The organism is Bacillus sp. AC266, assembly GCF_979253805.1.
This window is the reverse complement of the sequence record NZ_CEEDEC010000002.1, coordinates 920,199-940,012: the sequence shown is the minus strand read 5'-3', so window position 1 is coordinate 940,012 and position 19,814 is coordinate 920,199. Positions and strand designations below refer to the sequence as shown.

The window sequence follows — 19,814 nt, the reverse complement described above, 5'->3', positions numbered from 1 at the left end:
TTCACCTACTTTCGTTTGTCGAATCCGTATAATCAATAATAACGAGGGTAATATTATCTTCTCCACCACGATCATTTGCTAATTGAATGAGATGCTCTCCCTTCGCCTCGAGCTGTTCATTCAATTGTAAAATTTGTTGCATATCAGCAATAGAAACTTTGTTAGACAATCCATCCGAGCAAAGAAGTAATTGATCATCTTCTTCAAGCACCAATGTTTTAACATCTAATCCAACTGTTTCTTCATTTCCTAATGCTCTTAACAAAACATTCTTTTTCGGGTGATATTCTGCATCTTCCTTTGAAATTTCGCCATGTCTCACAAGTTCATTTACAAGCGAATGATCTTCCGTTACAAGCGTCATTTTCCCCTCTGATACCATATAACACCGACTATCTCCTATATGACCTATCGTCACAAAATTCGATGTACAAATGGCTATTATAAGTGTTGTTCCCATGCCATTACATTCTGCATGCTGCTTAGAGTAAGCATATATGCGCTCATTAATAATTCCAACGTTAGTATGTAACCACTTTTCTACCTTTTTAGGCTCATTCATATTATGCGTTTGCTTCCAATAATCATGGAATAATTGAATAGCCATCGAGCTAGCTACATCGCCAGCTCGATGACCTCCCATTCCATCTGCTACTACCGCTAAAATATTTCCATCTAAATTGCGAAAAACTCCTGCACTATCTTCATTATGTTGACGAACTTTTCCTTTATCCGATAGAAACACGGCTTTCATCTAGTCACCTCGTCTCTTCTTTGCGCTCCTTTGCACGCAACTGACCGCAGGCTGCATCAATATCATGACCTTGTTCACGGCGAATGGTTACATTCACTCCACGATCTTTTAGCGTCTTTTCAAATAAGAAAATTTGCTCTCGTGGCGTACGTACATAATCACGTTCTGGCACGTAGTTTACCGGAATTAAGTTTACATGACATTTTACACCTTTTAAGAGCGCAGCAAGTTCTTCAGCGTGCTCAACTTGGTCATTTTCTCCTCCAAATAAGCCATATTCAAATGTAATACGACGCCCTGTTCTATTTACATAGTATTTAACAGCTTCCATTAAATCAGGTAGCTTATAAGCACGGTTGATCGGCATTAATTTTGAACGTATCTCTGTATTTGCAGCATGCAATGAAATCGCAAAATTAATTTGCATATCTTCTTCAGCGAACTTATAAATTTTTGGAACAATTCCACTTGTTGAAACTGTCATATGTCTTGCACCAATATGAATTCCTTTTTCATGATTTACAATGCGTAAGAATGACATTAAGTTATCATAATTATCAAATGGTTCTCCAATTCCCATAACAACAAGAGAACTTACACGTTCTTCTGTTTCATCAAGCGCACGCTGAACTTCTACTACTTGCGCTACAATTTCTCCAGCCTCTAAGTTTCGTTTTAACCCACCAAGTGTAGAAGCACAGAACGTACAGCCAATGCGGCAACCCACCTGTGTTGTTACACAAATGGAATTTCCATATTCATGTCGCATTAGTACAGTTTCAATAGAGTATCCATCGTATAACTGGAATAGGAATTTAATCGTTCCATCCGAAGACGTTTGTTTTACTAAAGTGTTTAAAGTAGTAATATCAAAGGAATTCGACAATTTATCGCGCAATCCTTTAGCAAGGTTTGACATATCCTCATAATTTTTTACACGTTTTTTATATAGCCAATCAAAAATTTGTCCTGCACGGAACTTAGGTTCTCCTTGTTCCTTTAACCAATCTTGCATTTCATGAAGTTGTAAAGAATAAATTGATGGTTTCTTTGTTTCTAGATTTTTCTTTTGTTTTTTTACAGTCGTTTCCATGATGCTACACCTTCTTTCTTAAACAAGCAATATAAAAGCCATCTGTTGCAAAATAATGCGGTAAAATTCGTACTTGACCTTCATCAATATACGGATTTAACTTTTCTGGCATGCGATCTTTTATCGTAGTATCCCATTCAAATTCAGGATGCTCTTGTAAAAATTGCTTTATTACTTGTTCATTTTCTATTTTTTCAATTGTGCACGTACTATAAACAAGGCGACCACCTTGTTTTAACAATGGTGCTATTTTTTCTAGTATCGCAAGTTGAATCGTTGATAACCTTTCACTATCGCCCTTATCTTTACCTAACTTAATATCAGGTTTACGTCTAATAACACCAAATCCAGAACATGGTGCATCTACTAATATTTTGTCAAAAGATTCATTTGCAAAATGCTCTTGAACTTTTCTAGCATCTAAAGCCATCGTTTCTACATTTTCTAAACCAAGTCTCTTCGCCTGTTGTTCAATTAAACGTACTTTATGTGCGTGTAAATCAAGCGACATTACCTTACCAGTTCCGTCCAAACGCTCTGCAATATGAGTTGTTTTTCCGCCAGGAGCAGCACAACTATCTAGAACTGTATCTCCTTTATTCGGTTCTAAAGCACGTGCTACAAGCATTGAGCTTTCATCTTGAATAGAAAGGAAACCTTTTTTGAACGCTTCTGTATGTGCGACATTTCCTCTTTCAATTTGAATTGCATCCTCTGACAATTCGCCACGTTTTGCTTCTATACCCTCATCAGCTAATAACGCAACCGCTTCTTCTACCGTTACTTTATCAACATTTACACGTGCTGTTGGTACAGGTGGCAACATATTTACTTCACACATTTTCTCTGCTGTCTCTAAACCATATTCGGATGCCCATTCTTGTACAAGCCACATTGGATGACTCGTTGCAATCGCAAGTCGTTCTACTGGATTTTCGATTTCTTCTAACGAAGGTACACCTTCTCGCTGAATCGAACGCAATACTCCGTTCACCATGCCTGAAATCCCTTTATGCCCACGACGCTTTGCAATCTCAACTGCTTCATGAATAGCCGCTCTTTCTGGAACTCGGTCTAAATATAGCATTTGATATAGAGATAGGCGAAGCAACACTCTTACCCACGCTTCAACCTTTTTTCTTAAAAATGGTTGTAAATAATAATCTAGTGTGTCACGACGTTGAATTGTTCCATATACCATTTCAGTTAATAAACCAATATCTTTTCTGTCAATTGTATTTTTTTCAATCAAATTATTTAAAAGTAAGTTGCTATATGCACCACTTTTTTCTACTTGAATTAAGCCATCCAGAGCTAACTCACGAACATTTTGTCTCATGCATTTTCTCCTAACTTCGTACCAATTTCAGGTTTTGTTCCACGTAAAAATTGTGAACAACTCATACGCTTTTTACCAGATGGTTGCAATTCAGTGATTTTAACGCCTGTCTCGTTCCCTGTTGCAACAACAAACCCATCTTCTTCAAGAGCTACTATTGTACCTGGTTCAGCTTTCTCTGTAATAGAGACCTTCTCTCCCCACCATACTTTAATAACTTGTCCTGCCAAAGTCGTATAAGCAACTGGCCATGGATTCAATCCGCGAATGTGATTGTATACTTCTTCACCTGTTTTTGTCCAATCAATTATCTCTTGCTCACGTTTTATATTATATGCAAACGTCACTTCAGCTTCACTTTGTTTAATTGGTTCTAGTTTACCCTGAATTAGTAAAGGAACCGTTTTAGATAAAAGGTGTGCTCCTGCTTCGCTTAACTTATCAAATAATGAACCTGTTGTTTCACGCTCTTCAATTTCTACTTCTACTTGCGTTAATATATCGCCCGCATCTAATTTTTCTACCATATACATAATTGTAATACCTGTTTTCTCTTTACCTTCCATGATCGCATAATGAATTGGTGCACCACCGCGAAGTTCTGGAAGTAATGATGCGTGGACATTAATACATCCATACTTTGGCGCTTCTAAAATTTCATTCGGTACGATTTGTCCAAATGCTGCTGTTACAATTAAGTCTGGCTCTAGTGCTAATACTTTTTCATATTCGTCTTTTTCACGAATTTTTAACGGCTGTACTACTGGAATACCATGTTTCTCCGCTTCTACTTTAACAGGAGTAGGTGTTAAAACCTTTTTTCTACCAACTGGACGATCAGGTTGCGTTACAACACCAACTACGTCATATCCGTCCTCGATAAGACGACGAAGCACCGGCACAGAAAAGTCCGGTGTCCCCATAAATACTACTTTCATCATTCAAAAACCGCTCCTTTTAAACCTATTCTAATTCGCCTGCTTCATAATACCTTTTCACTTTAGATGTAAATAAAACACCGTGTAAATGATCGATTTCATGCTGAATTGCACGCGCTAAGAAGTCATCCGCTTCTAATAAAAATATTTTACCGCGACGATTTTGTGCACGTACTTTAATGTAATCTGCACGCTCCACTTCACCATAAAGTCCCGGAAAGCTTAAGCAGCCTTCGGGACCTACTTGTTCACCACGTTTTTCTAAAATAACAGGATTAATTAATTCAATTTTACCCGTATCATCACCTATATCAACAACAGCAACTTGTAAGCTTACACCCACTTGTGGCGCAGCTAGACCAACTCCGTCTGCAATTAACATTGTTTCATGCATATCTTTTAACAATTTCACTAACTTTTTATCAAAGTTAATTACTCTTTCGCATGGTGTTTCTAACACTTCATTTGGATGCTTTACAATTTCTAAAACTGCCATATTTCCCTCCGCTACATTAACATTGTTGGATTAAAATCAATTGAGATTTGTAGCTCTTTTTGCATTTCTGCTTGATAATGTTCATTTACCATTTTGAGCACGTTCTTTAAGTTTGGTTCCCGTTTGTATTTTATCATGCATTGGTAACGATATCTATCTTTTATCCTTGGAATTGCTGAAGCAACCGGCCCTAACACCATTGTTTGCCTTGAACAATGCGTTCGTAAATGACCGACAATTTTTTCCGTCACTTGGACTGCCTTTAATAACTCCGGATGAGATACAGTTACAAGTACAACGTAGTAATATGGCGGATATTGTCTCATTTGCCTCATTTGCATTTCGTGCTCATAAAATACATCATATTGTTGATTCTTTGCTAATTCTACACTGTAATGTTCCGGCGTATACGTTTGAATTACAACTTCACCTGGCAATTCATGTCTTCCTGCACGTCCACTTACTTGTGTCAATAGCTGATACGTCTTTTCACTCGCCCGAAAATCAGGTAGATGAAGCATCGTATCCGCCGTTAAAACGCCAACAAGCGTCACCTTCGGAAAATCAAGCCCTTTCGCAATCATTTGTGTTCCAAGTAATATATCTGCTTTCTCTTCACCAAACGCCTTTAATAATTTTTCATGCATTCCTTTACGGCTTGTTGTATCCACATCCATTCGAATGACCCGCGCCTCAGGGAATAGTTTTGTGATTTCTTCTTCAACCTTTTGCGTCCCTGTACCAAAGAAACGAATATACGTACTATTACAAGCAGGACACTCCGTTGGCATATTTTCCTCATGACTACAATAATGACACTTTAAACGATGGTTCATTTTGTGATATGTCAACGAAATATCACAATGCGGACATTGTACGACATACCCACAATCACGACACATCACAAACGTAGAATGACCCCTTCTATTTAAAAAGAGAACCATTTGTTCTTTCTTTTCTAATCGATCTGCTATTTTTTCATGCAGTGCCTTTGAAAACATTGAGCGATTTCCATCACGAAGCTCTTCACGCATATCAACAATTTCTACAGTCGGCAAAGCTTGCTTGTTCATACGTTTTTCCATTGTAAGCAACCCATAGACACCTTTTTTCGCTCTAGCAAACGATTCAAGTGTCGGCGTTGCACTTCCGAGAACGATTGGACACTTATGATATTGTCCTCTCCACACTGCTACATCTCTTGCATGATACTTTGGGTTATCCTCTTGCTTATAACTTGATTCATGCTCTTCATCAATAATAATGATTCCTAAATTTTCGAATGGAGCAAAAATAGCTGAACGCGCACCAACTACAACTTTCACTTCTTTTCTTAATATCTTTCGCCATTCATCATATTTCTCGCCAACAGAAAGCGCACTGTGAAGAACTGCAACTTGCGAACCGAACCTACCTTTAAAGCGATCTACCATCTGGGGCGTTAGCGCAATTTCAGGAACAAGCACAATTGCTTCTTTTCCTTTCTCGAGCACCGCTGCTATAGATTGTAAATATACTTCAGTCTTACCACTTCCTGTAACACCATATAGTAAAAATGGATTGTAAGTTTCATTTGTAATTGATGACAAAATCGGTGTAATTACTTGTTTTTGTTCCTCAGTAAGCGGAAATGGTTTCGTTTGTTCAAAATCATCATCGTCATACGGACTCCGGTATACCTCTACATACTTTTCTGAGATTAGACCCTTTTTAACAAGTGCTTTTATTGGAGCATCTGTTATTTGTAATTCTTCTGTTAAATTTTTTAACGGTACACTTTTGTAGTTTTCTACAAAATAATAGAGTACATCTTGTTGTTTTTTACTTTTCAGTTCAAATGCTGCTAATTCCAATTTATCTGCCGGCAACTCCGGTTGAACTACTCTTTGTTTCTTCTTCTGCACTTTATCCTTTACTTGATAAACCACTTCAGTCGTACCATTTTTAATTTCTTGTTGAATAGTGCGATATAGGTGCGGCTGTGCTTCGATAACTTCCCAATCTATCGTTTCCTTCCCTTGAAATAAAGAAAGAATTTCTGGTGCTACTTCTTCTCGGTTACGAAGTTGCAGACGCTTTTTATATGTTGCTTTAATCGCCGTCGGAAGCATCACCTGAAAAGCTGAAATCATATAACATAACGTTTCACTTGTAAGCCAATACCCAAGTTTTAATAATTCATCATTTAAAACCGGAGTGACATCTAATATTTCATACAACGCTTTTAACTTTTTACTTTCTAGTTCAACCGAATCCTTTATGCCAATAATAAAACCTTGCAATTTCCTCGGACCGAATGGGACTACTACACGCATTCCTGTTTGCACGATATCTTCCCATTTTTTAGGGATAATATAATCAAACGGTCGATCTGTTTGACGTGCAGGTACATCAACAATTACACTTGCAAACTTCATACATAATCATCTTCTAACATCATTTCTATTTGCTTTAATATTTCACGAGCCACTTCTTTCTTCGTTAAAAGTGGCAGCTCAATGATTTCTCCATCTTTTCTATACATTGTCACAATATTTGTATCCGTACCAAACCCAGCTCCTTGCGCTTTCACGTCATTCGCAACAATCATATTTGCATTTTTCTCACGTAATTTTCTCGTTGCGTATTCCTCTATGTTTGTCGTTTCAGCTGCGAAACCGATAAGTAACTGTCGGTCCTTCTTCTCACCTAACGTTTTTAAAATATCCACTGTTCTTTCTAATTCAATTACAGCATCGCCATTTTTCTTTTTCATTTTATTATCATGAACATATTTCGGACGGTAATCTGCAACGGCTGCTGTTTTGATGACAACATCCACACTCTGATAATGCTGAAGGACTGCCTCTAACATATCTTGTGCAGATTCTACTTGTATTGTTGTGACATGTAATGGTGACTCTAATGCTGTCGGTCCTGACACAAGTATGACATCAGCACCTAAGCTTGCTGCAACTTCTGCGATCGCATACCCCATCTTTCCAGAAGAAAAATTCGTCATAAAACGAACCGGATCAATCTTTTCACGTGTCGGTCCAGCTGTTATTAATATTCGTTTTCCTTGCAATGGTTGTTGTTCCGAGAAAGCCTCTTCTAATCGTCCAATAATTGCTTCAGGTTCTTCCAGTCTTCCTTTTGCTACATAACCACATGCTAAAAAACCTTCCCCAGGCTCAATAAATGTATATCCTAATGTTTTTAACGTCATCATGTTTTTTTGAACAATTTTATTTTCATACATATGCACATTCATAGCAGGTGCAATCCACACTGGAGCTGTAGTAGCTAACAAAGTAGTTGTAATCATATCATCAGCAATACCGCCAGCTAACTTTCCAATGCAATTAGCTGTAGCAGGTGCAACAAGTACAACATCTGCCCAATCCGCTAAATCAATATGAGCAATAACAGCCGAGTCTTTCTCATCAAACGTATCCGTATATACATCATGGCGAGAAAGTGCTTGAAATGTAAGAGGCGTAACAAACTTCATTGCCGACTCACTCATCATTACTTTTACAAGAGCGCCAGCTTGTGTCAATTTACTTGTTAACGCAGCCGCCTTAAAAACTGCAATGCCTCCTGTTACACATAGAAGTATCTTTTTCCCTTTTAGCATATGACTCGTCCTCTTTCTTTTTCAAACTTATTCTACTGAAATAGAATTTCCAGCTCGTCAGTACCAGTATTTCGTTCCGTCTTTTTCGATTCCTTTTCATCCCTATCGTAAAAAAATAACAACCTACTTGTAAATAGGTTGTTACCGTTACATAGAAAATTATAAAGTCTATGTTTTAATTTGTCGAAAAGAATGTCTTAATCAATTATTGTGTCATCGCTTGGTACATATTTTAATACTTCTAAATCGATTTCTTCTAATGCTTTACCTACACATTTATAAGAAACAGGCTTTTCAATAACACAATTGTCAGCAATTTGCATTTCACGTGCACGCTTTGCAGCTACTGTTACAAGTGTATATTTAGAATCGATTTTTGTTAATAATGAGTCAATTGATGGATTTAACATAATTATAGACCCTCCGTCATTTCTTTATAGTATTTTGCCACTCTTTCGCGGCGGCAATGTTCACCAACCACAATTGCTTTAATTCGGTCGCAAGCTAATTCAACTTGATCGTTTTCTACAACATAGTCATAAGCGTCCATCATTTCGATTTCTTCTTTCGCTACAGTTAAACGATTTTCAATAACATCTTCAGTTTCTGTACCACGGCCGACAATTCGGTTCTTTAGTTCAGATAAACTTGGAGGTGCTAAGAAAATAAATACACCTGCTGGGAAGGCTTTCTTAACTTGAATTGCTCCTTGCACTTCAATTTCTAAGAACACATCTTTTCCTTCTTGTAACGTTTTTTCAACATAATCAATCGGTGTTCCGTAATAATTACCAACGAACTCAGCCCATTCAAGTAACTTTTCATTACGAATCATTTCTTCAAATTCTTCTCTCTCTTTAAAGAAATAATCCACACCATCTACTTCACCTTCACGCGGTTTACGTGTCGTTACTGAAATAGAGTACTGAAAACGTGTGTCTTCATGGCTAAACAGCTCTTTTCGAACCGTTCCTTTCCCGACACCAGAAGGTCCCGAAAGAACGATGAGCAATCCTCTTCTACTTCTCATAAATATGTAAAACCTACCCTTCCTCACTTAAATCTTCTTTATTATTCAAACGATGTGCAATCGTCTCTGGCTGAATTGGACTTAATACTACATGCCCATCATCCATAACAATAACCGCCCTTGTTTTTCTCCCATACGTAGCATCAAGCAAAGCATTATGTTCACGCGCTTCCTGTACTGTCCGTTTAATAGGAGCTGACTCCGGACTTACAATAGCAATAATTCGATGAGCAGATACAATATTTCCGTATCCAATATTTAAAAACCGCATGGCCATAGTTTGCGCCTCCTAGTAAGTCTATCCGATTTCTCCACCACGTATAACTTTATATATTTTTTGAAAGCTACTCAATATTTTGTACTTGTTCACGAATTTTTTCAAGGTTATTTTTCATTTCTACGACATATTTTGAAATTGTTAAGTCATTTGCCTTAGAACCTATCGTATTAACTTCCCTATGCATCTCTTGCACGATGAAGTCCATTTTCCTTCCAACAGGCTCTGTAATTTGCAGTGCTTCACGAAATTGATCTAAATGACTTTGTAATCGAACTAATTCTTCGTGAATATCTGAACGCTCTGCAAATATTGCTACTTCTGTCAACAATCGTTGTTCATCTAAATCTTGATTATGTAATTCTTTTAAGCGATTTTCTAATCGTTCACGATATTTTTGTGTAACAATTGGTGCATGTGGAATAATTGCATTTACACAATTATGAATCTCTTGCAAACGATATGCTATATCTTTATGTAATCGTTCTCCTTCGCCATCTCTCATCGTTTTCAACATATGAGCAGCTTGGCGAACAGCTTCATATAAACCGGTTTCAAATTGTTCATTTACATTTTCTATTTCTTCAACTGCCGTTACTTCTGGCATTCCCATTAGTTGCCCGAGTGTAATAGAATCTTGTAATTGAAATTTCCCTTTTATATCTTCCATAATGGATTGGTACTGCTTGAGAAGTTCCCAATTCACAGTTAATTTTCTTTCAACAAGCCCTTCACCTGTTATACTAATAGACACTTCAATACGTCCACGGCGAACTTGCTTTGCAATTATTTTACGAATCTTGTCTTCAAACGCCATCATTTGCTTCGGAAGCCGAATACTCATTTCTAAAAAACGATGGTTCACCGACTTCATTTCTACTGTTATTTGAAAAGTATCGTTTTCTACCTTCGATCTTCCAAATCCTGTCATACTACAAATCATCTTTATCACATCCAAGCCATGAAATAACTCAATGAAAAAGGCAATAGAGACAAGGCTCTACTACCTTCTGTAAATTATATCATATTTTCATATCATTGACTATTTCAAGTTTAATCCCTTCTTATATAACAGCGGCTTTTTCTTTTTCTCCTTTTTTCTTGTTAATAAGGATCCTACTAATAAGAAGGTCGGAATAGATGATAATCCTCCAATTAACAACCAATCTCGTGCTTGTATCGGCATTGTGCTAAAAATCGGCTGTAATGGTGGATAATATATAACTACAAGCATTAACAGTAAAGAAATAATAACCGCCCCTACTAAATATATATTTCCAAACGGGTTGCGGTGAAATATAGAATGTTCACTACGACAATCAAATACATGAATAAGCTGAGCCAGTACTAATGTTGCGAAGGCTACCGTTTGTGCATACTTCAATTCATTCGGATGCTGGTTAAATGCAATAATAAACGCTACTAATGTCACTGCTCCGATTAGAAAACCACGACTTATAATTTTCCATGCAAGCCCTCTAGCAAACACCCCTTCTTTCGGATGGCGTGGTGTTCTCTTCATCACATCTCCTTCAGCCTTATCCAAACCTAATGCCATCGCTGGTAAACCGTCAGTAACTAAGTTCACCCATAAAATTTGAATTGGAACCATCGGCAATGGCAGTGCAAGTAACATCGCAAATAACATAACTAAAATTTCACCAACGTTAGATGCTAACAAATACCGAATAAACTTCCGAATATTTTCATATATGTTTCTACCTTCTTTAATCGCCGATTTAATCGTAGCAAAGTTATCATCTAACAACACAAGTGACGAAGCTTCTTTTGCAACATCTGTCCCTGTAATTCCCATCGCAATCCCTATATCAGCTGTTTTAATAGCTGGAGCATCGTTCACTCCATCACCTGTCATAGCTACTATATGTCCCTTATTTTGTAGCGCCTTAACGATTTTCAATTTATGCTCAGGAGACACACGAGCGAATACATACGTATCTTCTACAATATCTTCTAATGCCTCTACATCCATATTCGCAAGTTCTACACCTTCAACAACGCGTCCACCCGCCGGTAAAACCCCTAGCTGTTCCGCAATTGCCATTGCCGTCACTTTATGATCTCCCGTAATCATTACCGTTCTAATACCAGCTTCCTTACACTCTTTCACCGCTTGCGCCACTTCTAGTCTTGGCGGATCTATCATTCCTTGTATTCCAACAAGCATAAAATCCTGCTCGACTTCTCTTTCATGTTCAATTGAATCTGTAGCTTTTAACGGTTTAAATGCCACTGCAATCGTTCGTAAAGCTTGACTTCCTAAACTATGAATCGCTGCCTGCACTTCTTTTCGATACATTTCACTTAAAGGCTGCTGCTTATTTCCCCACAAAATTGTTTGACTCATCTGCAAAAGAACATCTGGTGCTCCTTTTGTAATAACAAATTTTTTACCTTCACGATCACGAACGATAACGCTCATCATTTTTCTAGTTGAATCAAAAGGAAATTCACGAATGACTTCAAACTTTCCTTTAAGAGCTTCACGTGATATTCCCGCCTTCATTGCAGCAGCAACGAGAGCTCCCTCTGTTGGATCTCCATCTAACACATACGTCTTTTTCTTTTGAATAACATTCGCATTATTACATAAACAGCCAAATGTAAGTAGTTGATACAGTGATTTCGTCTTAGTAGGGTCAATTACTTCTTCACCTTTCATAAACGAACCTGTTGGCTCATAGCCTTGACCTGTTACTTTCCACAATTCTCCGCCTGACCACATATGTGTTACCATCATTTTATTTTGTGTCATTGTTCCTGTTTTATCTGAGCAAATAACAGAAGCACAGCCTAACGTTTCTACAGCTGGCAACTTTCGCACAATTGCCCTCTTTTTAATCATACGCTGTACACCAAGTGATAGCGCAACCGTAACGATAGCTGGCAATCCTTCTGGAATAGCTGCAACAGCAAGCGAAACCCCGGCCAAAAACATGTGATACACTTCATTCCCTTGATATACACCAGCTAGTACAACAAGAGCCGTCAATATAAGAGCAACAATAATTAAAATTTTTCCAAGTTGTTCTAATCTTCTTTGTAATGGCGTTTCCATTTGCTCAGCATTTTGCAACATATTTGCAATTTGCCCCATAGCTGTATTCATTCCAGTTGCTACGACTACCCCTGTTCCAGCACCTCTCGTTATCATCGTCCCCATAAATGCCATGTTTTTTTGATCACCAATTGAAACATCTTGACCTTGTAACGCATCTACCTTCTTTTGTACAGGCAATGACTCTCCTGTAAGAGCCGATTCTTCAATATATAAACTTGAAGATTCCACAAGGCGAACATCCGCGCCAATACGGTCACCACTAGAAAATTTAATAATATCACCTAGTACAAGCGCTTTTGACGGCGCTTTTATCCACTTCCCATTTCTTAGTACAGTAACTTGAGGAGCTGCCAATTCTTTTAAAGCTTCCAACGATTTTTCAGCTTTCCTCTCTTGGAAGAAACCGAGGACACCATTAATAATAACAATTGCAACAATTGCAATCGAATCAATATACTCTCCTAAAAAAGCTGAAATAATTGTAGCACCAAATAAAACAAGTACCATAAAATCTTTAAATTGCGCTAAAAACACCATAAGCGCAGAAGGCCGCTTTGCTTCTTGCAATTCATTTGTGCCAAATTTCTTTAATCGGCCCTCTGCTTCTTGCTCTGTAAGACCTACCTCCACATTCGTATTCGTTCTTTCCTCCACTTCATGTGCTCGCATTTCATACCAATTCATCCTGCCATCGACCTCCTGATTCCAGACATACTCTAATGAAAGCTTATTCAGCCTCGTCCAAAAAAATGCTATAATTAACTTTTAGTTAGAAAGGAGTGTTCATTTATGGCATTCGATGGATTATTTACAAGAGCGATTACACATGAAATTGCAAATTCTCTTTACACGGGAAGAATTTCCAAAATATATCAACCTTCAAAATACGAGATTTTATTACATATTCGCGCAAACGGAAAGAATCAAAAACTGATTCTTTCATCTCACCCTACATATGCGCGTATGCACTTAACAAATCAAAACTACAATTCACCAGCGCTACCGCCGATGTTTTGTATGCTTCTTCGCAAACATTTAGAAGGTGGATTTATTGAAAAAATTGAACAAATTGACTTAGAACGTATTATTCAAATTACAGTCCGCAGTCGCAATGAAATCGGTGACGAATCAGTAAAAACATTAGTAATCGAAATAATGGGACGACACAGTAATATTATCTTAGTAGATACGAAAACAAATGTTATTTTAGATAGCTTAAAACACGTTTCTTTAGCGGTAAACCGACATCGTACTGTATATGCTGGAGCTGAATATGTTGCCCCACCGGCACAACATAAAGTTAATCCGCTTCTTATCGAAACAGAAGATGATTTTATTAAACCGCTAGACTTTTTATCTGGCAACATGGACAAACAACTTGTCGGAGCATTCATGGGAATTTCCCCATTATTTGCAAAAGAAGTTGTAAAAAAAGCAGGTATGGCAAATGAAAAAGCATTATCTGAAGCTTTCTTCAGCTTGCAAAAACCTTTGCTAACACATCAGTACGTGCCAGCAATGATAACAGCAAATGGAAAAGAGTTCTTTTACCTATTCCCTCTTTCTCACTTACAAGGAAACGAAAAAACATTTTCATCTGTTAGTGAATTATTAGATCGTTTCTTCTTTGGTAAAGCAGAGCGCGATCGTGTAAAACAACAAGCTCACGATTTAGAACGCTTTATGCAAAATGAAAAAACAAAAAACGAAAAGAAGCTAATTAAACTAGAAAAAACATTACAAGATGCCGGAAAAGCAGATAAATATCAACTATTTGGAGAGCTACTTACAGCCAATATGTACGCTTTGAAAAAAGGTGATAAAGAGATAGAAGTCGTTAACTATTACGACGAAAATGGTGGGACTGTAAAAATCACATTAAATCCTTTAAAAACACCATCTGAAAATGCACAACGCTATTTCCAAAAGTACCAAAAAGCGAAAAATTCAGTTGCTATTGTAGAAGAACAAATCGTAAAAACAAATGAAGAAATTCTTTATTTCGATAGCTTACTTCAACAAATGGAGGTTGCTTCTTCAAAAGATATTGAAGAGATTCGTGAAGAACTGACCGAAGAAGGTTATGTACGTAATCGTAAGAAGAAAAACTCAAAGAAAAAACCGACAAAACCAGTATTGGACAAATATTTAGCTAGTGATGGCACAGAAATTTTCGTCGGTAAAAACAATAAGCAAAATGATTATTTAACAACGAAATTCTCCCGTCGTGATGAAATTTGGTTACATACGAAAGACATACCTGGGTCCCACGTTGTCATTCGTTCTCTTGAACCTACGGAAGAGACTTTACAAGAGGCCGCTAAAATCGCTGCTTATTACAGTAAAGCAAAAGATTCTAGTTCTGTTCCTGTAGATTTCACGAAAATACGTCATGTCAAAAAACCGAGTGGCGCAAAACTTGGCTTTGTTACGTACGACAATCAGCAAACCGTATATGTAACACCGGATGCTGATACTGTAATGAAATTAAAAGCTTAAATATTAAAAAATGCGTTGCTTGCAAGCGACGCATTTTTTATACGGTTTCAATTCAGTTCATATATCCATTCACTCATTCATAACATCTTTCTTCCCTTCAATATTGTCAAAAAAATTGACAGTGTCATTTCACATCTGTATAAATTTTTTTACAGTATGTATATAAAGTGCACCTCCAATCAATATTTTTTCATCCCCCCACTGATTATTGAAGTAATCCTAATTTTATGAACAAACCGTCTCCCACAAATAACCGGCTAATTTTTTATCTCCCCTAAAATATATGTAGTTCCTACTATCTTTTCTTCAAATATACATTTTGGCACGCTATTTGCTTTATTCAATACTGTGAAAAGGGGGAAATTAACATGACTTTAAGAATTAATAAAATCCAAAATCAACTACAAAAATATGAAATTGACGGATTACTTATTACAAAAAAAGAAAATCGCCAATATGCAACAGGCTTTACAGGCAGCGCTGGCGTCGTCTTAATCTCTGTGGATAAAGCGGTTTTTATAACCGATTTTCGCTACGTAGATCAAGCGAAATCACAAATAAAAGACGCTGAAATTGTTATGCATAAAGGAAATTTAGAGAAAGAAGTTGCAAATCAAGTATCGAAATTAAACATTCAAAAACTTGGAATTGAAGAAAATAACATGACATTACAACAATATAAAAACTTACAAAAATACATACATGCGGAAATGGTGCAAGTGTGCGAAATCATCGAGGATATTCGTATTATTAAAGACACACCTGAAATAGAAACAATGAAAATTGCAGCTAATATTGCTGACGAAGCATTTCACCACATCCTTACATTTCTAAAACCAGGAATAAGTGAAACTGATGTCCGAGATGAATTAGAATTTTTCATGCGAAAAAAAGGGGCTACATCCTCATCATTTCAAATTATTGTAGCTTCTGGCGTTCGCTCTTCACTTCCCCATGGAGTTGCATCAAATAAAATAATCGAACGAGGCGACGTTGTTACATTAGATTTCGGTGCACTTTACGACGGATATTGTTCCGATATAACACGTACTGTAGCAATCGGGGAACCATCAGAAGAATTCAAAAAGATATACAACGTTGTACGAGAAGCATTAAAACGTGGAACTGAAGCAATTAAGCCTGGAGAAACTGCGAAAAGTATCGATGATATAACGAGAGATTACATTATAGAACATGGATACGGTCAATATTTTGGACACTCTACTGGTCATGGTCTTGGGTTAGAAATACATGAACCTCTTCGCCTATCCCAAGAAAGTAAGGCTACTTTAGAAGAAGGTATGGTTGTTACCGTTGAACCTGGTATTTACATTCCGAACTGGGGCGGTTGTAGAATTGAAGACGATATCGTCATTACAAAAGACGGATATGAAGTTATTACAAAAGCGAATCGGGAACTAATAGTTATTCCTTGTTAAAAATCATGTGCTTTTTAACAGGAGTTTTTCTTTACACATAGAATTCCTTCTCTGGAGTAATTGTTTAAAGAGGGGGAATTTTAATTGAACTTTGTAATCGATAAAATAGATGGTTTACAGCCTGAATTTTCAAAACTTGTTTCCATGATGAATTACGCTCGCTATACAACAATGCAGGCTGTCGAAGGCTTAACAATTGAAGAACTTGATTATTTATATGATGATGAAGCAAATTCAATTGGTATGCTTTTGTACCATATGGCTGCTATTGAATTTTACTACCAAATTCATACTTTTGAAGATCGTGAACCAACAGATGCTGAATTAGAACGTTGGTTACCTGCTGTTGAGTTAGGAAATCTTGGACGCGAGAAAATAAAAGGCAACTCAATAGAATTTTACATAAATACGTTACAAGAAGTGCGCTCTAAAACGATCGAAACATTTCAGTCTTTACCTGACGAATGGCTATTTAAAACGACCGACTTTTGGCATGACAAACCAGCAAATAACTACTTTAAATGGTTTCACGTATTTGAAGATGAAATCAATCATCGCGGACAAATTCGTTTAATTAAAAAGATGCAAAAAGCTCATTCAGTAAAGTAAGAAAATGCCACCGAATAAGGTGGCATTTTCTTTTATTCATTAACGAATAACTTTTCGTTTACTTTTTTAGCGACTACCGCTACCGATATTAAAATGCATATTAAATATAGCAATTTCGCAATAAATAGCCACCCTTGAAACATTACAATTCCATCTATTATCTCATTTCCTTTCAATAACAAAAACGGAATCGTGCTAATTATAATAACAAACTCGATACTGAAAACAATTTTCTTTTTTCGGCTATATGCTTTCCATTCATTCCAGCGATACATAGGAGCAAAAATCAATACTCCTATACTTAATATAACTGGTACCCATTCACTTTTAAGAAATTGCCCTGAAATAACTGATAATAGTAAACAAACGAGCACACCAAAATACCCTATTTTCTCTCTCATTCGTACTCCCCCATTCTACTTCTCCTTTAATATGTAACTTGCTATGCTTATAACAATTCTTAGAAAAATAACAACTACAAGTACAATATAAAGACCTTTTGCAGAAGACATCCATTCTTGAAAAATAGACATTTTCTCCATTTGTTTCTGCCCTTCTATTAAAAGAAACCCTACGAAAAATGAGCAAACAACAGTGATACCTATCATAATTCCGATACTTTTCTTACTATATTGTTTCATATCATCCCAGTTATATAAAAGTATAAATACAAACCCGAAAACAGGTATGATACTTATCCATTCATTGCTTGTAAACAGATTTAAAATGATTAATAGACTACAAGATATGATGAATCCCCAAAATCCAATTTTTTTGCGCATAAGTCCTCCTTTAATTCCATTTTTAGGATTAATTGTATTGTAACATCCATTTATTATTCTTACCATTACAGTACATGAAATTTCACTTTTTTCTTTTTCCTATACTCACATACCTTCACCGCTTTCATACAATGAACTACACGAATGCCTAAAGGATGTGAATGTTATGGGAGTTGAATTAACGCTTTTACATGCTCTCTATATTCTTTGTTTACTCACTATTATTACCTTTTTTATTCTTCGAAAAGATACGACAATTATTTGTATTGTTTTTATCTTTTTATTAGCATTAACCGCTACAAGTTCTCTCCCTCTTGCTATTAGCGGTATTTTTCAAAGTTTCATTTACGCCATTACTGAGCTATTACCAACACTTGGGATATCTTTGCTATTATTTTTGGTGTATTTTTTATTAAGGGAATTTGCATTTAAAACATATTTAGTAAAAAATGTTGCCACTGGGGAAACGTTCAGAGTAGATAAACAGGATTTCAAGCAATATAAAAGAGAATTTAAAGCGAAGGAAAAAGAAGTTAGAAAGATATCTGATCTACAGTAAAAGTGTAACTAGTACACAAAAAGTAGGTGTTTAAAATAAGGAGAGATTCTACCTTTATGAAAGTCATTCGTTCAATCTTCCACGCATTTCGTTTATTGAGTAAAATCTTTAAACCTATATTAAAAGCATTATCTAAAAGTAAATTTTAATTACATATAAATAAAAAAAGCCGCCCGACAGGACGGCTCTTCTTTCACATATACATAGGCTTTATTTACAATTAAGCAAATTTTATTTTATATAAATATTACTATACTAGTCTAAAATTTCTGTGTTTACATTTTTTTCTTTTTATCTCATAATTTTAATTGGGAAAAGGGAGGAAAGAAATGGTTCAAATCAAAGTGACACCTGAAATGCTAGAAGAAGTTGCTAATCGTGCAAGTAATACCAGAATCGCATTAGAATCTATACATAATAATTTATGTATAGAAATTGATCATTTGTGTTTTCAATGGATTGGTGCCTCTAATCAACAGTTCATTCAAATGTTCAATGAAGCGAGACCAAAAGCTTTTACATCTATCAATTCAATTATACAAGTGGAAGAAGATCTGAAACGAATTGCCGAAAAATTCCGCAATACAGATAATCAAGATGTTACAATGGAAGAAGGTGCAATGTGTGGTAAACCTTCTTCTGAAGAGAATGGCTTTGATGGTAAAAAATTAGCTAGAGATATTGCTGGTGAAATAAGTGGTGAATATGATGTTCGTCGTGTTTGGGATGGTATTGATCCATCTACTGGCGAAAAACTTTCGGGGTGGGAGCGTGCTGGGGCAGGTGTCATGGCTGTAGCCGGCCTTACACCCTTTGGAAAGATAGCTAAAGTAGGAAAAGGAGTTAAAATGACTGCTAAGGCTACTGAGGCTGCAAATACAGCTAAAAAAGTCACTGCTGGGACAAACAGCGGAGCTAATCTTAGAGTAATTGAAGAACTTAAAGGACCTGTTATAGATGGAAAACGAGTTGGAAGTGGAAAAAAGGTTGATAATGTAAAACCAGTTTGGGGAAGAGATGAAAAAGGGAAACCTTTTATAGAAAAAGAGTTCCCTCATGTATCAAAGGAACATGGTTTTTCTGATGTTATTGATAATTATTCAAGATTTGCGGAGGAGTTTCCACTAGTAGGAGGGGACCGTATTAAAAGGGAATTATATCAAATAACAGGAAGTAACAATGGTAATAAAGGTGTTTTTGAATGGATTGTTGAGCCCAATGGTGATGTGAGCCACAGGAGATTCATTGAAAATGGTGTTATGACGGGTAAGCCAAATCAAATTCCAAAAAAGTAAGAG

Annotated in this window: 19 protein-coding genes; 5 read left to right on the top strand and 14 right to left on the bottom strand. The window is 36.5% G+C overall.

Translation table 11 applies throughout. The features are described 5' to 3' along the window. Position 1: 1 nt before the first annotated feature. The 12 genes from AC0IXC_RS12545 to AC0IXC_RS12490 form a co-directional block, all read right to left on the bottom strand. Positions 2-754 carry a Stp1/IreP family PP2C-type Ser/Thr phosphatase gene (locus AC0IXC_RS12545; RefSeq protein ID WP_002014501.1) on the bottom strand — a complete coding sequence of 251 codons (753 nt, stop codon included), beginning with the start codon at positions 752-754 and terminating at the stop codon, positions 2-4. A 4-nt stretch (positions 755-758) separates the two neighbouring features. Then, positions 759-1,847 (bottom strand): dual-specificity RNA methyltransferase RlmN, encoded by a 1,089-nt coding sequence (gene rlmN / locus AC0IXC_RS12540; RefSeq protein ID WP_002014500.1) that lies wholly within the window; start codon positions 1,845-1,847, stop codon positions 759-761. A gap of 4 nt (positions 1,848-1,851) precedes the next feature. Further along, positions 1,852-3,186: a 16S rRNA (cytosine(967)-C(5))-methyltransferase RsmB gene (gene rsmB, locus AC0IXC_RS12535; RefSeq protein ID WP_002128834.1), complete on the bottom strand. Its 1,335-nt coding sequence runs from the start codon at positions 3,184-3,186 to the stop codon at positions 1,852-1,854. Further along, on the bottom strand, positions 3,183-4,127 hold the full coding sequence (gene fmt / locus AC0IXC_RS12530; RefSeq protein WP_002014498.1) for a methionyl-tRNA formyltransferase: 945 nt from the start codon (positions 4,125-4,127) through the stop codon (positions 3,183-3,185). Before fmt ends, rsmB begins: the two co-directional genes overlap by 4 nt. Before the next feature lie 22 nt (positions 4,128-4,149). After that, positions 4,150-4,620, bottom strand: coding sequence for a peptide deformylase (gene def, locus AC0IXC_RS12525; RefSeq protein WP_002014496.1), 471 nt, complete (start codon positions 4,618-4,620; stop codon positions 4,150-4,152). 11 nt (positions 4,621-4,631) lie between these two features. Continuing rightward, positions 4,632-7,037 carry a primosomal protein N' gene (priA, locus tag AC0IXC_RS12520; RefSeq protein ID WP_002128835.1) on the bottom strand — a complete coding sequence of 802 codons (2,406 nt, stop codon included), beginning with the start codon at positions 7,035-7,037 and terminating at the stop codon, positions 4,632-4,634. Then, positions 7,034-8,239, bottom strand: coding sequence for a bifunctional phosphopantothenoylcysteine decarboxylase/phosphopantothenate--cysteine ligase CoaBC (gene coaBC / locus AC0IXC_RS12515; protein WP_002033779.1), 1,206 nt, complete (start codon positions 8,237-8,239; stop codon positions 7,034-7,036). The genes priA and coaBC overlap by 4 nt, the downstream gene beginning before the upstream one ends. Before the next feature lie 197 nt (positions 8,240-8,436). Further along, positions 8,437-8,649 carry a DNA-directed RNA polymerase subunit omega gene (gene rpoZ / locus AC0IXC_RS12510; RefSeq protein WP_002014493.1) on the bottom strand — a complete coding sequence of 71 codons (213 nt, stop codon included), beginning with the start codon at positions 8,647-8,649 and terminating at the stop codon, positions 8,437-8,439. A 2-nt stretch (positions 8,650-8,651) separates the two neighbouring features. Further along, the gene (gene gmk, locus AC0IXC_RS12505) at positions 8,652-9,269 is read right to left on the bottom strand and encodes a guanylate kinase (RefSeq protein WP_002014492.1); all 618 of its coding nucleotides are present in this window, start codon (positions 9,267-9,269) and stop codon (positions 8,652-8,654) included. Positions 9,270-9,282: 13 nt separating this feature from the next. Beyond that, complete coding sequence (gene remA, locus AC0IXC_RS12500; RefSeq protein WP_001251456.1) at positions 9,283-9,546, bottom strand: extracellular matrix/biofilm regulator RemA; 264 nt, start codon at positions 9,544-9,546, stop codon at positions 9,283-9,285. Positions 9,547-9,613: 67 nt separating this feature from the next. After that, positions 9,614-10,489, bottom strand: coding sequence for a YicC/YloC family endoribonuclease (locus tag AC0IXC_RS12495; protein ID WP_002088227.1), 876 nt, complete (start codon positions 10,487-10,489; stop codon positions 9,614-9,616). Positions 10,490-10,588: 99 nt separating this feature from the next. Next, a complete protein-coding gene (locus AC0IXC_RS12490; RefSeq protein ID WP_002033778.1) occupies positions 10,589-13,312 on the bottom strand; it encodes a calcium-translocating P-type ATPase, SERCA-type in 2,724 nt (907 codons plus the stop codon). A gap of 105 nt (positions 13,313-13,417) precedes the next feature. Here AC0IXC_RS12490 and AC0IXC_RS12485 point away from each other — a divergent pair, with 105 nt between their 5' ends. The 3 genes from AC0IXC_RS12485 to AC0IXC_RS12475 all read left to right on the top strand — a co-directional run bounded on the left by AC0IXC_RS12485 (position 13,418) and on the right by AC0IXC_RS12475 (position 17,175). Further along, positions 13,418-15,127 carry an Rqc2 family fibronectin-binding protein gene (locus AC0IXC_RS12485; RefSeq protein ID WP_471652927.1) on the top strand — a complete coding sequence of 570 codons (1,710 nt, stop codon included), beginning with the start codon at positions 13,418-13,420 and terminating at the stop codon, positions 15,125-15,127. Between the two features lie 368 nt (positions 15,128-15,495). Next, a complete protein-coding gene (locus tag AC0IXC_RS12480) occupies positions 15,496-16,566 on the top strand; it encodes a M24 family metallopeptidase (protein ID WP_193651957.1) in 1,071 nt (356 codons plus the stop codon). An 84-nt stretch (positions 16,567-16,650) separates the two neighbouring features. After that, a complete protein-coding gene (locus AC0IXC_RS12475) occupies positions 16,651-17,175 on the top strand; it encodes a DinB family protein (RefSeq protein WP_326996568.1) in 525 nt (174 codons plus the stop codon). Between the two features lie 32 nt (positions 17,176-17,207). Here AC0IXC_RS12475 and AC0IXC_RS12470 read toward each other — a convergent pair whose 3' ends face one another. Together AC0IXC_RS12470 and AC0IXC_RS12465 are read right to left on the bottom strand one after the other, a co-directional pair. After that, positions 17,208-17,576, bottom strand: coding sequence for a YoqO family protein (locus tag AC0IXC_RS12470; RefSeq protein ID WP_429690132.1), 369 nt, complete (start codon positions 17,574-17,576; stop codon positions 17,208-17,210). Positions 17,577-17,591: 15 nt separating this feature from the next. Next, complete coding sequence (locus AC0IXC_RS12465; protein WP_193651960.1) at positions 17,592-18,023, bottom strand: YoqO family protein; 432 nt, start codon at positions 18,021-18,023, stop codon at positions 17,592-17,594. 100 nt (positions 18,024-18,123) lie between these two features. Between AC0IXC_RS12465 and AC0IXC_RS12460 the strand changes: the two genes are divergently transcribed. Together AC0IXC_RS12460 and AC0IXC_RS12455 are read left to right on the top strand one after the other, a co-directional pair. Beyond that, positions 18,124-18,516, top strand: a complete 393-nt coding sequence (locus AC0IXC_RS12460) for a hypothetical protein (RefSeq protein ID WP_012261596.1) — start codon at positions 18,124-18,126, stop codon at positions 18,514-18,516. A 329-nt stretch (positions 18,517-18,845) separates the two neighbouring features. Beyond that, positions 18,846-19,811, top strand: a complete 966-nt coding sequence (locus AC0IXC_RS12455) for a WXG100 family type VII secretion target (protein ID WP_471652926.1) — start codon at positions 18,846-18,848, stop codon at positions 19,809-19,811. Positions 19,812-19,814: the final 3 nt, after the last annotated feature.